The sequence below is a fragment of the Streptomyces sp. NPDC093221 genome, from assembly GCF_044753885.1.
GTDB lineage: Bacteria > Actinomycetota > Actinomycetes > Streptomycetales > Streptomycetaceae > Actinacidiphila.
Genome location: NZ_JBIVOA010000002.1, coordinates 638,490 through 652,844, shown reverse-complemented (window position 1 = coordinate 652,844; position 14,355 = coordinate 638,490). Strand labels below are relative to the sequence as shown.

General features: G+C 72.8%; 12 protein-coding genes. 9 read left to right on the top strand and 3 right to left on the bottom strand.

Annotated features, from left to right (window positions below; translation table 11 throughout):
• The first annotated feature begins 69 nt into the window (after nt 1-69).
• Both ACIQCJ_RS08830 and nudC read left to right on the top strand, forming a co-directional pair.
• On the top strand, nt 70-3,567 hold the full coding sequence (locus ACIQCJ_RS08830; protein WP_402711048.1) for a UvrD-helicase domain-containing protein: 3,498 nt from the start codon (nt 70-72) through the stop codon (nt 3,565-3,567).
• Nucleotides 3,568-3,651: 84 nt separating this feature from the next.
• Complete coding sequence (nudC, locus tag ACIQCJ_RS08825; RefSeq protein ID WP_355348668.1) at nt 3,652-4,572, top strand: NAD(+) diphosphatase; 921 nt, start codon at nt 3,652-3,654, stop codon at nt 4,570-4,572.
• Nucleotides 4,573-4,667: 95 nt separating this feature from the next.
• On the opposite strand, the gene ACIQCJ_RS08820 is transcribed toward nudC, so the two are convergent.
• On the bottom strand, nt 4,668-4,910 hold the full coding sequence (locus ACIQCJ_RS08820) for a mycoredoxin (RefSeq protein WP_355348671.1): 243 nt from the start codon (nt 4,908-4,910) through the stop codon (nt 4,668-4,670).
• A gap of 226 nt (nt 4,911-5,136) precedes the next feature.
• Here ACIQCJ_RS08820 and ACIQCJ_RS08815 point away from each other — a divergent pair, with 226 nt between their 5' ends.
• The 5 genes from ACIQCJ_RS08815 (at nt 5,137) to ACIQCJ_RS08795 (ending at nt 9,038) form a co-directional block, all read left to right on the top strand.
• A complete protein-coding gene (locus ACIQCJ_RS08815; RefSeq protein ID WP_402711047.1) occupies nt 5,137-7,344 on the top strand; it encodes an ATP-dependent DNA helicase UvrD2 in 2,208 nt (735 codons plus the stop codon).
• Nucleotides 7,345-7,477: 133 nt separating this feature from the next.
• The gene (locus ACIQCJ_RS08810; protein WP_355348677.1) at nt 7,478-7,849 is read left to right on the top strand and encodes a hypothetical protein; all 372 of its coding nucleotides are present in this window, start codon (nt 7,478-7,480) and stop codon (nt 7,847-7,849) included.
• Nucleotides 7,850-8,004: 155 nt separating this feature from the next.
• Nucleotides 8,005-8,373: a WhiB family transcriptional regulator gene (locus tag ACIQCJ_RS08805; RefSeq protein WP_391044318.1), complete on the top strand. Its 369-nt coding sequence runs from the start codon at nt 8,005-8,007 to the stop codon at nt 8,371-8,373.
• A gap of 125 nt (nt 8,374-8,498) precedes the next feature.
• Nucleotides 8,499-8,747: a hypothetical protein gene (locus tag ACIQCJ_RS08800; protein ID WP_188283322.1), complete on the top strand. Its 249-nt coding sequence runs from the start codon at nt 8,499-8,501 to the stop codon at nt 8,745-8,747.
• Between the two features lie 105 nt (nt 8,748-8,852).
• Entirely contained in the window at nt 8,853-9,038 is a 186-nt protein-coding gene (locus ACIQCJ_RS08795) for a hypothetical protein (RefSeq protein WP_223187396.1), read from the top strand.
• A gap of 95 nt (nt 9,039-9,133) precedes the next feature.
• On the opposite strand, the gene ACIQCJ_RS08790 is transcribed toward ACIQCJ_RS08795, so the two are convergent.
• Both ACIQCJ_RS08790 and ACIQCJ_RS08785 read right to left on the bottom strand, forming a co-directional pair.
• Entirely contained in the window at nt 9,134-10,483 is a 1,350-nt protein-coding gene (locus tag ACIQCJ_RS08790; RefSeq protein WP_355348681.1) for an AarF/ABC1/UbiB kinase family protein, read from the bottom strand.
• A 21-nt stretch (nt 10,484-10,504) separates the two neighbouring features.
• Nucleotides 10,505-11,698 carry a ThiF family adenylyltransferase gene (locus tag ACIQCJ_RS08785; RefSeq protein WP_402711046.1) on the bottom strand — a complete coding sequence of 398 codons (1,194 nt, stop codon included), beginning with the start codon at nt 11,696-11,698 and terminating at the stop codon, nt 10,505-10,507.
• 277 nt (nt 11,699-11,975) lie between these two features.
• On the opposite strand from ACIQCJ_RS08785, the gene ACIQCJ_RS08780 reads away from it, so the two are divergent.
• Both ACIQCJ_RS08780 and ACIQCJ_RS08775 read left to right on the top strand, forming a co-directional pair.
• Entirely contained in the window at nt 11,976-12,608 is a 633-nt protein-coding gene (locus ACIQCJ_RS08780; RefSeq protein ID WP_355348687.1) for a M48 family metallopeptidase, read from the top strand.
• Nucleotides 12,609-12,709: 101 nt separating this feature from the next.
• The gene (locus ACIQCJ_RS08775; RefSeq protein WP_355348690.1) at nt 12,710-14,350 is read left to right on the top strand and encodes a TerD family protein; all 1,641 of its coding nucleotides are present in this window, start codon (nt 12,710-12,712) and stop codon (nt 14,348-14,350) included.
• The last annotated feature ends 5 nt before the right edge of the window (nt 14,351-14,355 follow it).

Sequence of the window (14,355 nt, the reverse complement as noted above, 5' to 3'; positions counted from 1 at the left end):
GTCGTACGGATCGCGGAATGAGGGGTTCCGCCGCCACGGCTGTCGGCGGAGCCGGATAGCCTCACCCGAGTGGCAACCCCCCTCACCGACCCCGAGCAGCTCAAGGAGCTGCTGGGCATCCCGTTCACCCCGGAGCAGATGGCGTGCGTCACCGCACCCCTCGCGCCGGGAGTGATCGTGGCCGGGGCCGGGTCGGGGAAGACGACGGTGATGGCCGCGCGGGTGGTGTGGCTGACCGGCACCGGGCAGGTGGCGCCCGAGCAGGTGCTGGGCCTGACCTTCACCAACAAGGCGGCGGGCGAGCTGTCCGAGCGGGTCCGCAGAGCCCTCGCGCGGGCCGGGATCACCGACCCCGACCCGGACCCGGCGGCGGAGGGCGACCCCGAACACCCGCCGGGCGACCCGCAGATCGCCACGTACCACTCCTTCGCCGGGCAGCTCCTGAAGGACCACGGGATGCGGATCGGCCTGGAGCCCGGCGCGCGGCTGCTCGCCGACGCCACCCGCTACCAGCTCGCCGCGAAGGTGCTGCGCCGCGCGCCGGGACCGTATCCGGCGCTCACCAAGGGCCTGCCCACACTCGTCGGCGACCTGCTGGCGCTGGAAGGCGAACTGGCCGAGCACCTGGTGCCGGTCGAGCGGCTGACGGCGTACGACACGCGCCTGGCCGAGGAGCTGGCCGACATCGACCCGGCCACGCGCGGCTACGCCTGGGCGCGCGAGGTGAAACAGGCGGTACGCGCCCGGCTCGACCTCGCCGGGCTCGCCGCCGACTACCGCGCCGAGAAGCGCTCCCGCGACCTGCTGGACTTCGGCGACCAGATCGCGCTGTCCGCGACGCTCGCGCAGGACAGGGCCGAGGTCGGCGCGATCCTGCGCGACCAGTACCGAGTGGTGCTGCTCGACGAGTACCAGGACACCTCCGTCGCCCAGCGGCTGCTGCTCGCCGGGCTGTTCGGCGGCGGCACCGGACACGCCGTCACCGCCGTCGGCGACCCTTGCCAGGCCATCTACGGCTGGCGCGGCGCCTCCGTGGCCAACCTCGACGACTTCCCCCGGCACTTCGCCCACGCCGACGGCCGCCCCGCCGACCGCTACTCGCTCAGCGAGAACCGCCGCTCCGGCGGGCGCCTGCTCGACCTCGCCAACACCCTCGCCGTCGAACTGCGCGCCCGCCACGAAGGCGTCGAGGCCCTGCGGCCCGCCCCCGGCGCCGAACGCGACGGGCTGGTGCGCTGCGCCCTGCTGCCCACCCAGGACGACGAGACGGCCTGGCTCGCCGACTCCATCGCCCACCTGGTGCGCACCGGCACCCCCGCGGGCGAGATCGCCGTCCTGTGCCGTACGGCCGCGCACTTCGCCGACTTCCACGCCGCGCTCGTCGCCCGCGACATCCCCGTCGAGGTCGTCGGCCTGTCGGGGCTGCTGCACCTGCCCGAGGTCGCCGACCTCGTCGCCGTCTGCGAAGTCCTGCACGACCCCACCGCGAACGCCGCCCTCGTCCGCCTCCTCACCGGCCCCCGCTGGCGGATCGGCCCCCGCGACCTGGCCCTCCTCGGCCGCCGCGCCCGGCAGCTCGTGCGGTACGGGGCCGCGGGGGACGGGCGCGATCCGCTGGCGGCGGCCGTCGAGGGCGTCGACCCGGCGGAGGTGATCTCGCTGGCGGACGCGCTGGAGACATTCCTCGCATCGGCGTCCCCGGGGTCCGACGGGAGCGACGGCCCGGACGACGACCTGCCGTTCTCGCCCGAGGCACGGGTCCGCTTCGCCCGGATCGCCGCGGAGATACGGGATCTGCGGCGCGCGCTCGCCGACCCGCTGATGGACGTGCTCCACCGGGTCCTGGCCGTCACCGGCCTCGAAGTCGAGCTGTCCGCGTCCCCGCACGCGCTCGCCGCCCGCCGCCGCGAGACCCTGCACGCCTTCCTCGACATCGCCGCGGGCTTCGCCGCCCTCGACGGCGAGGCCACGCTGCTGGCCTTCCTCGGCTTCCTGCACACCGCCATCCAGTACGAGAAGGGCCTCGACAGCTCGCTGCCCGGCGGCGAGAACACCGTCAAGGTGCTCACCGCCCACAAGTCCAAGGGCCTGGAGTGGGACGTCGTGGCCGTGCCGGGCCTGGTCGCCAAGGGCTTCCCGAGCGAACGCGGACGCGAGCTGTGGCCCGCCAACGCGAAAGTGCTGCCGCACGGGCTGCGCGGCGACGCGGCCACCCTCCCGGACGTGGCCGAATGGAGCCGCGCCGGGCTCGACGGCTTCCGCGCGGCCATGAAGGAACACCAGCGCGTGGAGGAGCTGCGCCTCGGCTACGTCACCTTCACCCGCCCGCGCTCCCTGCTGCTGGGCTCCGGCCACCGGTGGGGCCCCACCCAGAAGAAGCCGTTCGAGCCGTCCGCCTTCCTCGACGCCCTGCGCACCCACTGCGAGGCGGGCCACGGCGAGATCGAGCACTGGGCGGAGCCCCCGGCCGAGGACGAGCAGAATCCCGCCCTCGCCGCCCCCGTCGAGCCCCCCTGGCCGCTGCCCCTCGACCCGACCGCCCTGGAACGGCGGCGCCGGGCGGCGAAGACCGTCCTCACCTACCTGGAGTCCGGCGCGGGCCCCGAACCCGGCGCGGATTCCCCGGCGCCGCTGCCGTACGAGCCGTCGTACGAGCCGGACGATCAGCCGGATGACGAGCCGCCGTACGACGACGTGGGTGACATGGACGACGTCGCGGACTGGGACGCGCTCCCCACGCAGCGCCCGCCGGTACGGGAGCCGGACGGCGTACGCGAGGACGTACCGGCGCGCGGCCCCGTGGCGCAGGACGCACCCGTACGTGAACCGGCACGGGACGGTGAACCCGCACGGGACGCTGAACCCGGTCTCGTAGCGGAAGAGGCGCGGCTGGTGGCGTCCTGGGACCGGGACCTCGACGCGCTCGCCGACGAGCTGCGGCGGGCGCGGGCGGGCGTACGGGACGTGCCGCTGCCCGCCGCGCTCACCGCGACGCAGCTGCTGCGGCTGGCCGCCGACCCCGACGGTCTCGCCCGCGACCTGGCCCGGCCCATGCCGCGCCCCCCGGCGCCCGCCGCCCGGCGCGGCACCCGCTTCCACGCGTGGGTCGAGTCGCGGTTCGACGCCCGCCCGCTCTTCGGGCCCGAAGACCTCCCCGGCATCGAGGGCGACGACGACATCGCCGACGAACGCGACCTCGCCGCGCTCAAGGACGCCTTCCTGCGCGGTCCGTACGCCGACCGCACCCCGTACCGGGTCGAATTCCCCTTCCACCTGGTCCTGGCGGGCCGCGTGATCCGCGGCCGGATGGACGCGGTGTACCGGGACGGCGACCGCTACGAGATCCTCGACTGGAAGACCGGCCGCGCCACCGACGCCGACCCCCTCCAGCTCGCCGTCTACCGCCTGGCCTGGTCGGAGCACCAGGGCGTCCCGCTCGACCGCGTCAGCGCCGCCTTCCTCCACATCCGCACGGCGACGGTCATCCGGCCGCCGGACCTGCCGGACCGGGAGGGTCTTGAGCGGCTGCTGGGCCCGACCGCGGGAAAGCGGGGCCCGACCGCGTAAATCGGGACCACCCCCGCCAAGCTAGGCTGCACGTATGTGCACGACCACCGGGAGTTGAAAGCAGCCTTGACCGGATTCGACGCTATGTCGCAACCGCTCGCCCTCACCCACGAGGGCGTCGACCGAGCCGCGCACCACCGCCTGGACGAGGCGTGGCTGGCCGCTGCCTGGAGCCACCCGACAACCCGCGTCTTCGTCGTCTCCGGCGGCCAGGTGCTGGTCGAGGACGGGCCCGACGGGCGTACGGCCCTGGTGATGACCCCCGCCTTCGACGCCCCGGAAACCGAGACGCACCGCTACTTCCTGGGCACGGCCCCGGACGGCGTGCGCTACTTCGCGCTCCAGAAGGACACCCTTCCCGGCCGGATGGACGAGGAGGCGCGTCCCGCGGGGCTGCGCGAGGTCGGCGGGCTGCTGTCGCCGCTGGAAGCCGGACTCATGGTGCACGCGGTGGCGCTGGAGAACTGGCAGCGGATGCACCGCTTCTGCTCCCGCTGCGGCGAGCGCACCGTCATCGCCGCCGCGGGCCACATCCGCCGCTGCCCCGCCTGCGGCGCCGAGCACTACCCGCGTACGGACCCGGCCGTGATCATGCTGGTCACCGACGAGGAGGACCGGGCCCTGCTCGGCCGCCAGGTCCACTGGCCCGAAGGCCGCTTCTCGACCCTCGCGGGCTTCGTGGAGCCCGGTGAGTCCATCGAGCAGTCCGTACGCCGCGAGGTCTTCGAGGAGGCGGGCGTCGTCGTCGGCGACGTCGAGTACGTCGCCAGCCAGCCCTGGCCCTTCCCCTCCAGCCTCATGCTGGGCTTCAACGCCCACGCCACCTCGTCGAAGATCACCGTCGACGGCGAGGAGATCCACGAGGCCCGCTGGTTCTCCCGCGAGGATCTGCGCGCCGCCTTCGAGTCCGGCGAAGTGCTGCCGCCCTTCGGCATCTCCATCGCCGCCCGGCTCATCGAGCTGTGGTACGGCAAGCCCCTGCCCCGCCCCGGCGCCAACGCCTGAGCCTGCTGCTGCGCCAACGCCTGAGCCCTCAGCGGCAGCAACGCCTGAGCCCGCCGCGCCTCACGGCGACGACGGGCTCGTACGTACGGTGCGGGTCAGGCGCCGATCTTCTGCTTCACCTGCGCCAGCGACGGGTTGGTGAGGGTGGAGCCGTCGGGGAAGAGCACGGTCGGCACCGTCTGGTTGCCGCCGTTCGCCTTCTCCACGAACTTCGCCGACTCCGCGTCCTCCTCGATGTTCACCTCGGTGTACGCGATGCCCTCGCGGTCCATCTGGCTCTTCAGCCGACGGCAGTAGCCACACCAGGTGGTGCTGTACATGGTCACGGTGCCCGACATCGCTTCTCGCTCCTCGTCGCCTGCGGGTGAAGGGGGTTCTGCGCCAGTAGAACACCATGGCGGGAGTGGGCATTCCGGGGGGCGGCCGGCCGGCCGCGAGGGGGTTACGGGGCGGCTTGCGGGTGCGGGTCCAGGGGCAGGTTCCGGGGCGGGGTGCGCGGCGGGTTTCGCGGGCGGCTGTGGATAACTTCGCCGGGGTGTCGGTCGGACCTGGCAGAGTGGCGGGGTGACTGCGACAACCCACGAATCGCTCTTTCCCGCGCAACCCGACTCCGCGGACGCGGTGCTCGCCGGACTCGACCCCGAGCAGCGCGCCGTCGCGACGGCGCTGCACGGGCCGGTGTGCGTGCTGGCGGGGGCCGGTACGGGCAAGACCCGGGCGATCACGCACCGGATCGCGTACGGGGTGCGGGCCGGAATCCTGCAACCCGCGAGCGTGCTCGCGGTGACCTTCACCGCGCGGGCGGCGGGGGAGATGCGGGGGCGGCTGCGGCAGCTCGGCGCGGGCGGTGTGCAGGCACGGACGTTCCACTCCGCGGCGCTGCGGCAGCTCCAATACTTCTGGCCGCGGGCGATCGGCGGGGAGATCCCGCGGCTGGTGGAGCGCAAGGTGCAACTGGTGGCGGAGGCGGGAGCCCGCTGCCGGATCAGGCTGGACCGCAACGAACTGCGCGATGTCACCGGCGAGATCGAGTGGTGCAAGGTCACGCAGACGGTGCCGGAGGAGTACGCGGCCGCGGCGGCCAAGACCGGCCGTGACGTGCCGCGCGACCCGGCCGAGGTGGCGAAGATCTACACCACGTACGAACAGCTCAAGCGGGACCGCGGGGTGATCGACTTCGAGGACGTGCTGCTGCTGACCGTCGGGGTGCTCCAGGACCGGCCGGACGTGGCGGACACCGTGCGGTCGCAGTACCAGCACTTCGTGGTGGACGAGTACCAGGACGTCAGCCCGCTCCAGCAGCGGCTGCTGGAGCTGTGGCTCGGCGGCCGGGACGACCTGTGCGTGGTCGGCGACGCCTCGCAGACCATCTACTCCTTCACCGGCGCCACCCCGGACTTCCTGCTCGGCTTCCGCTCCCGGCACCCCGACGCGACCGTGGTCAAGCTGGTCCGCGACTACCGCTCCACCCCCCAGGTCGTCGGCCTCGCCAACGGCCTGCTCGGCAAGGCCCGCGGCCAGGCCGCCGCCCACCGGCTGGAACTCATCTCGCAGCGCGAGGCCGGACCCGAGCCGGTGTACTCCGAGTACGCGGACGAACCCGCGGAGGCCGAGGGCGCCGCGCGCCGGATCAAGGAGCTGATCGCCGCCGGCGTACGCCCCAGCGAGATCGCCGTCCTCTACCGGATCAACGCCCAGTCCGAGGTCTACGAGCAGGCGCTGGCCGACGCCGGGGTGCCGTACCAGCTCCGCGGCGCGGAACGCTTCTTCGAACGGCCGGAGGTGCGCGAGGCCGGGCTGCTGCTGCGCGGCGCCGCCCGCGCGTCCACCGACCCGGAAGAGGCCGACAACACCGTGCCGCAGCAGGTGCGCGCGGTGCTCAGCTCCCGCGGCTGGGCCTCCGAGCCGCCGGCCGGCTCCGGGGCGGTACGGGACCGCTGGGAGTCGCTGGCCGCGCTGGTCCGGCTGTCGGAGGACTTCGCGGCGGCCCGGCGGGACGCCACCCTCTCGGACTTCGTCGCGGAGCTGGACGAGCGGGCCAACGCGCAGCACGCCCCGACCGTCGAGGGCGTCACGCTCGGCTCGCTGCACGCCGCCAAGGGCCTGGAGTGGGACGCGGTCTTCCTGGTCGGCCTCACCGAGGGCACGCTGCCGATCACCTACGCCAAGACCGACGAGCAGGTCGAGGAGGAGCGGCGGCTGCTGTACGTCGGGGTGACCAGGGCCCGGCTGCACCTGTCGCTGTCCTGGGCGCTGTCCCGCTCACCCGGCGGGCGCGGCGGGCGCAGGCCCTCGCGCTTCCTGGACGGGCTGCGCCCCGGCTCCGCGCCGCGCGGCGCACGCGGCGCGGGCGCGGGCGGCAGCGGCGGCGCGGAGCGCGGCTCCGGCGGTCGCAAGCGGCGCGGCCCGGTGCTGTGCCGGGTCTGCGGCCGGACGCTGTCCGAGGCGGGCGAGATCAAACTGATGCGCTGCGAGGACTGCCCCTCGGATCTCGACGAGGCGCTGTACGAACGGCTGCGCGAGTGGCGGATGGAACAGGCCAAGGCGCTCGGCCAGCCCGCGTACTGCGTCTTCACCGACAAGACGCTGCTGGCCATCGCCGAGGTCAGGCCGGGCGGCGAGGCGGAGTTGTCGCAGATCGCGGGGGTCGGCGCGCGGAAACTCGACAAGTTCGGCGCGGACGTTCTGGCGCTGTGCGCGGGGGAGGAACCGGGCGGAAACGAGGCCGCCGAAGGATCTTCCGAAGAAACTGAAGAAGAGGCGGAAAAATAGTTTGCGCATCCCGAGGAAGTCCCCATAGCCTTCGGGAGCACGGTCGAGAGCGGCTCTTCCAAGAGCGGGTCTGATCGTGATGTACTAGCAGTCCGTTCCATCCGCACTACGACGCCGAGAGGAGGCGAGCCCAATGATCAGCATCATGACCACCGTGAAAATGACCGATCGTTCGGTCGTCGCCACCTGCCCGCTCGGCGTTTCGCCGCGTGCCACCCGTCTGTCCTCCGCCCTGCTCCCGGTTCTGCCGATCCGTGAGCGGAACGAGCGACCGATGCAGGCGCCCGCGGCAGCGGTAGCGGCGAAGGTTCTGGCGCATGCCTCTGCCTTCGCGGCGGCGGCCAACGGCGCCGGCGCTGGTACCGCCAAGGCTGCGATTGAGGCCAAGGGTGCTATCGACGGCTTCGCCAGCGGCGGCTTCGCCAATGGCAATGGACAGCAGAAGACGCAGCAGTACGGCAAGTGGGCCTTCCGCGGGCTCGAACCCTGGAGTGATCCAGCCTGATAACGCATCAGGTCGGCGCCTCAGGGCCGCGGAATCCCAGACCGGGATCCGCGGCCCTTCTGTTTTCTCTCCAGACAGAAAGCCTGTTCCGCAGGACAGGCAGAAACAGAAAACCGGCCCACCGGCCGGACCGACAGACGAGGAACGAACCAACCGTGCCTACCGCCCAGCACGCCCCGTCCGGACCCCAGCCCGACCTGAACCGCTCTCCCGCAGAAGCACACCACGACCCGGAGACTCCCTTGCTGCCCCTCACCGAGCTCGACGACGAGATCGAGCGACTCGGCGTGCCCGTCCCGTGCCGCACCTACGACCCGGAGGTCTTCTTCGCCGAGTCGCCGGCGGACGTCGAGTACGCGAAGTCCCTGTGCCAGACCTGTCCCGTCCGTGAGGCCTGCCTCGCCGGGGCCAAGGACCGCCGCGAGCCCTGGGGTGTCTGGGGCGGCGAGCTGTTCATCCAGGGTGTAGTCGTGCCCCGCAAGCGGCCCCGTGGCCGTCCGCGCAAGGACGCGGTCGCGGTATGACCGCCAGGAGGACCCGGCCGACCCGGAACGTCAGGAAGGCCCGCACCACCCGAAGCGCCACCACGGCGCATCTGCCCGGAACGATTGACCGCCCACTCACGCTCGACCCGAAGAATCAGGCCCCGATGAACCCCACACTCACCGAGATCCCCGCAGCCCGTACTTCCGACGCCCCCGCGTCGTACCAGAACAGGAACCTCGAAATGCAACTCATGCCAGAAGCACTGGCGCGTGCCCATATGCAACAGCGCCTGTACGAGGCCGAACACGAACGAAGGTCCGTGCGGCTGCTCGCCGCCCGCCGACTCCAGCGCCGTGCCGAACGCGCCTCGCTCCGTGCCCGCCGGGCACTGGCGATGGCCGTCATGCAGTAACCAGTCAGGCAGTTACCAACATTTGACGCGGGGCCGGTCCGAAAGGACCGGCCCCGCGGTGCGTTACGGCGACAAACGCGGCGCATGCGGAGGTATCGTCAACCAGTGGATCAGAAGAACTCTCAGACCACGACCACGACCACGTGCGCCCGCTGCGGCGAGACCCACGATGGCCTGCCGCTGACGTGGACCTGCTCCGTCGAGAACGGACACCGCGTGTACTTCTGCGTCACGTGCGCGCGCCAGCACCTCCGCAGCATCGAGAGCCGCCTCGACTCCGCGTGGTGGTAGCGCGGCTCCCAACCGCCGGCCGCCCAGCCGCCCGGCCGCCCCAGCACCCAGCCTTCAGCGCCAGCCGTCCGCCGCCGCCCGGCGTCCGTGCCCGCTCAGGCCGACTCCGCCGTGCCCTCGGGGTCGAAGCCGGGGAGCCACGCGTTGAGCTCGTCGCGGAGCCGGACCGTCGCGCCGAGCTGGCACAGCACCCCGACGGTGCTGAGGGTGACGCGGTGGATCAGCAGATAGGAGGGCGGCAGATTGAGCTGCTTGCCGAGCTGGTGCGCGGGTGAGCGCGGGTCGGCGATCCGGGCCGCCTGAGCGCGCATCCACGCCCGGTCGAAGGTGAACTCCTCGCGCCCGGCCGGCTCGATGATCGGCCGCAGATAGTCCAGCACGGCCTCGGCGTCCAGCTTGATCGTCGGCTTCACGAAACCCTCCTGGCGGAGCATCGCGTAGACCTCGTCGGCGTCGCTCTCCAGGGCCAGCCGCAGGGCGGTGCCGATCGGCAGCGGCAGCCCCTCCGGCAGCCGGTCGACGGTGCCGAAGTCCAGCACGCCCAGCCGCCAGCCCTCGGCGGGCCCATCGTCGACCAGCAGCCGGAAATTCCCCGGATGCGGATCGGCGTGCAGCAGCCCGGTGCGGGCGGGCCCGGCGAACAGGAAGTGCGCCAGGAGCTGCCCCGCGCGGTCCCGCATCTCCTGACTGCCCCCGGAGATCACCTCCGACATCGGCACGCCGTCCATCCACTCGGTGACCAGCACCTCGTCGGCCTGGTGCACCACATCCGGCACGTGGACGTCCGGGTCCTCGGCGAACTCCTCCGCGTGCGCGTGCTGCGCCCTGGCCTCCAGGGCGTAGTCCAGCTCCTCCTCGACCCGCTCGCGCAACTCCACCAGCAGCGGCTTCACGTCCACCCCCGGCACCAGCGGCCCGAACAGCCGTGCCACCCGGCCCAGTTGCGTCAGGTCGGACAGCAGCGCGTCGCCCGCCCCCGGATACTGGACCTTCACCGCCACCTTGCGCCCGTCGCTCCACACCGCCCGGTGCACCTGGCCGATCGACGCGGCGGCGGCCGGGGTGTCCTCGAACTCGCTGAACAGTGAGCGCCAGTCCTTGCCCAGCCGCTCCGCCAGCACCTTGTGCACGGTGCGGGCGGGCATCGGCGGGGCGGCCTCCTGGAGCTTGGTGAGCGCCGCCCGGTAGGGCCCGGCGATGTCCTCCGGCAGCGCCGACTCGAAGACCGACAGGGCCTGGCCGAACTTCATGGCCCCGCCCTTCAGCTCGCCGAGCACCTTGAAGAGCTGTTCCGCGGTCCGCTCCTGCAACTCGGTCGCGACCTCGTCGGCCGGTCTGCCCCCCAGCCGCTTTCCCAGTCCGAGCGTGGCCCGTCCGGCGAACCCGAGAGGGAGCGCCGCCAGCTTCGCGGTACGGGTCACAGCCTTGCGCGGAAGATCAGACATGCGCCCCTCATTTCCCGTCGGTCACATGGCCATTGTGCCCCCCGCCACCGGCGCCCCGTCCCAGCGAGCACCGGTTGTCGTCGGCTCCGCCGCTTTGCCCCCGTCTGCGTCGCCCCAGGTGTCCCGGCCGTCCCGCGCCCCGCGGGCGGTCCCGGCACCGCACCCGCAGCGGCTGTCACCGGACAGCGCCCTGACCTTGGTGGTGAGCCGGGACAGCGACATCTCCACCCGGCCGCCTACCCCCGGCGCGACCCGTCCATCCAGGTGCGCCAGCACGTGTCCGGCCGCCAGCCCGGCCACCGAGGTGGCCAGCGCGATGTCGCAGGCGGGCACCGCGGGCTGCCGCCCCGACCTGAGCTGGGCCAGTATCCGGGGCCAGGCCGGGTCCTCGTCGGCCAGCCGCAGCCCCAGGCACTCCCCGCACGCCGTCCGCCCCGGCAGCACCAGCGGACCGACCACGCCCGTCCCCTCGACCACACCCGTGTAGAGATGCGGCACCCCGGAGGCGACCAGCCGCCGGGACTCGCCCGGATCCGGTGCCCAGGCGTCCAGCCCGTCCCTCGGCGCGATCACCACCACCGTGGCGCCGGGTCTGCCGCGCTCGCCCGGCGTCGTACGCGGGCCCGGCGCCGCCCGCCGTACCGCGCCACGGGCCGCCGCGTCCCGCCGGTCCCCGATGTGGTCGGCCGGGATGCCGCAGGGGCCGGTGTCCCACGGCTCGACGCGCCCGCTGTCCAGCACGTCCACCGAGCCCACCCCGGCCGCCGACAGCACCGAGGCCACGGCGGCGCCGACCCGCCCGGCCCCGTGCACCCGCACCCGTGCCGCCCTGCGGTGCCGTATCCGGCCCGCCGCCCCGCCGGGACCCGGGTGGACCACCGAGAGCGCCGCCAGATCGGGTCTCAGCCGGTCAAGGGCCGCCGCCCGGTGCCGTACCGCCTCCGCCAGCGCGCCGTGCGCCGCCGCGTCGTCCAGCACGCCGCCCTCGGCGAGCAGCCCCAGCAGCCGTCTGACCTGCGCGGGCCCGAGGCCCAGCGCACCCGCGTCACGGGTCAGCCTGTCGGCGCCGCGCGTGCCGTCGAGCAGGTCGAGAAAACCGGCCGCCGCGCCGTCGACCGGCTCCAGCACCACCGCGTGCGCCGGGTCCACCCCGAACTGCACGCTCTCCCTGTCCCGCCAACTGCGGCGCAGCGCGCTCTTGAGCATGGGACGCATGACCGTCACCCCCGTCCATCCGTTCACTCGATCCACCAGGAGGTCCACCGGGAGGTCCACCAGGACGTCCGCAAGAAGGTCCACCGGGAGAGCCGCCCACCGGCCAGCCCGTCCCGTCCATCCGGCCCGCCCGGCGAAATTCCCCATTCCGACTTCCCTCGTCACTCTCCGTAAGCGACAGAACTCAGCATGCCATTTCCCGGCGAAACTCCCGGAGAGTTATCCACAGGTTGTGGGGGATAGTCGTTCAATATGCGTATGAAGCGAGGTGATTCCCATGCGAACCGGCCGGGAGACGGGACTTCCCGGACACGCAGCGGGTAACGTCGAAGGCGTGTCCGCCGATCCAGCGCGTAGCCTCTCCAGCCAGCCCGCAAGCGGCCTACGGACCAATGCGGTGGAAGTACGCCGCAGTGCCCGCAGGCGCCGAACGGTTTCGGCATATCGCGACGGCGACCGAACTGTCGTGCTGATTCCGGCCCGAATGTCGGCGGCCGAGGAGCAGCGCTGGGTGACCACGATGCTGGAGAAGCTGGCGGCGCAGGAGAGCCGCCGGATGCCCGGCGACGACGAGCTGGCCGCCCGCGCGGAACGGCTGTCCGAGCAGTATCTGCTCGGCCGGGCCGTGCCCGACACGGTCCGCTGGGTCACCAACCAGAATTCCCGCTGGGGCTCGTGCACGCCCTCCGAGGGCAGCATCCGCCTGTCGCACCGCCTCCAGGGGATGCCCGAGTACGTCATCGACTACGTGCTGCTGCACGAGCTGGCGCACCTGCTCGTGCCGGGACACGGCCCGAGCTTCTGGCGACTGCTGGAGAGCTATCCGCGCACCGAGCGCGCCCGCGGCTTCCTGGAGGGCGTCGTGGCGGCCGACCGGCTGCCGCATCCGCCTGGTTCCCGCGAGGAATAGCCGCTGTCGGCACGACCGGTTAGCCTGTCGCCACGTCGGCGCGGCAGCACAAGCGCCGCATCGCGAGCGCAGCAATGAGGGGATGGGGGACGGTCGTATCCATGGCCAGGGAATTCCAGCGTGGCCACAAGGCCAAGATCAGTGATCTGACGGCGGGGACGGATCTGTATGTCGGTGTACAGATCTCCGGCCCCGGCCTGACCTTCGACATCAGTTGTTTCGGGCTCGACGACAAGGAACAACTGTCGGACGACCGTTACTTCATCTTCTTCAACCAGCCCAAGTCGCCCGAGGAGTCGATCCAGCTCCTCGGCGCGCAGTCCGGCGACACCGAGTCCTTCCGCGTCACTCTCGACCGCATACCGGCGAACGTGCACAAGCTGGCGTTCACCGCGACGATCGACGGCAACGGGCAGATGTCGCAGGTCGCCCCCGGTTATCTGCGGCTCGTCGCGGGCGGTGAGGAAGTCGCGCGGTACGCCTTCACCGGCGCGGAATTCACCACCGAACGCGCCGTGATGGTCGCGGACATCTATCTCAAGGACGTGTGGCGTTTCGCCGCCGTCGGCCAGGGCTTCGACGGCGGGCTCGACGCGCTGCTGCGGAATTTCGGCGGCGAGGTCGCCGAGGACGAGCCCGCCGCGCCCGAGCAGGCCGCGGCCCCCGGTTTCGCGCCGCCCGGCGCCGTACCCGGCTTCGCACCCCCGCCCGGCCCCGCGGCGGCCCCCGCTCCGGCCTTCGGAGCACCCGCGCCGGCCGCCCCCGTACCGCCCCCGGCTCCCGCGCCCGCCTTCGGCGCGCCTCCCGGCCCGCCCGCCGCGCCCGCGCCCCAGGGCTTCGCGCCGCCGCCCGGCAACCCCGGCCTCCACCAGGCGCCCACCATGGTCGCGCCCCTGACCGCGCCGCCCGGCCAGGCCCCGCCGGGACAGCCGCCCTTCGGCCAGGTCCCGCCGCCCGGCGCGCCCCCCGCCGCCCCCGGATTCGGCGGTCAGCCGCCCTTCGGCCAGGTGCCGGGCCAGCCGGGTCCCCCCGGCCCGCCCGGCGGCGGCTACGCGGCCCCCGCCGTCCCCGCGCAGAACGCGGGCCTCGCCGCCGCCATGCAGAAGTACCGCGAGACGCCCACCGGCCAGCGCTGGACGCAGCAGAATCCGAAGATGATGCGCGCCGACCTCGGCCAGGGCGGCGGCCAGCCGGTCCTCGCCCGGCAGGGCAGCATGGTCCTCTACCAGGGCAAAGTCGATTTCGGCTACAAGGGTGCCGGTTTCACCGGCCGCATCGTCGGCAACGCCACGGGCCAGGAGATGCAGCTCATGCGCTGCACCGGGGGCGGCCAGGTCTTCTTCGCGGAGAACGCCGCCTATCTGCACCCCATCGAGCTCCAGGGCGACGCCATCTGCGTCTCGGCGGAGAATGTGCTGGCCTTCGACGAATCCCTCCAGCACGAGGTGCGCAGGATCGAGGGCCACGGCATCCCCGGCGGCGCCCTGTTCACCATGCAGTTCCAGGGCACCGGCACGGTCATCGTGAAGACGCACGGCACCCCCGTCGTGCTGCCCGTCACCCCGACCACCTACGCGGACAGCAACGCGATCGTCGCCTGGTCGGCCGCCTCACAGGTGATCGTCTCCAGCCAGGTACGGCTGCGCAGGACCGCGTATCCCGGCCACAGCGGCGAGACCGTGAACCTCCAGTTCCGCGGCGCCCCCGGTAATTTCATCGTCGTCCAGCCCTACGAGGTGTGACCCGC

Excerpts from the sequence above, each read along its gene's own strand:
- nudC (WP_355348668.1), top strand. The coding sequence starts at position 3,652 with ATGTCGCAACCGCTCGCCCTCACCCACGAGGGCGTCGACCGAGCCGCG.
- ACIQCJ_RS08820 (WP_355348671.1), bottom strand. The coding sequence starts at position 4,910 with ATGTCGGGCACCGTGACCATGTACAGCACCACCTGGTGTGGCTACTGC.
- ACIQCJ_RS08810 (WP_355348677.1), top strand. The coding sequence starts at position 7,478 with ATGATCAGCATCATGACCACCGTGAAAATGACCGATCGTTCGGTCGTC.
- ACIQCJ_RS08800 (WP_188283322.1), top strand. The coding sequence starts at position 8,499 with ATGAACCCCACACTCACCGAGATCCCCGCAGCCCGTACTTCCGACGCC.
- ACIQCJ_RS08790 (WP_355348681.1), bottom strand. The coding sequence starts at position 10,483 with ATGTCTGATCTTCCGCGCAAGGCTGTGACCCGTACCGCGAAGCTGGCG.
- ACIQCJ_RS08785 (WP_402711046.1), bottom strand. The coding sequence starts at position 11,698 with ATGCGTCCCATGCTCAAGAGCGCGCTGCGCCGCAGTTGGCGGGACAGG.
- ACIQCJ_RS08780 (WP_355348687.1), top strand. The coding sequence starts at position 11,976 with ATGCGAACCGGCCGGGAGACGGGACTTCCCGGACACGCAGCGGGTAAC.
- ACIQCJ_RS08775 (WP_355348690.1), top strand. The coding sequence starts at position 12,710 with ATGGCCAGGGAATTCCAGCGTGGCCACAAGGCCAAGATCAGTGATCTG.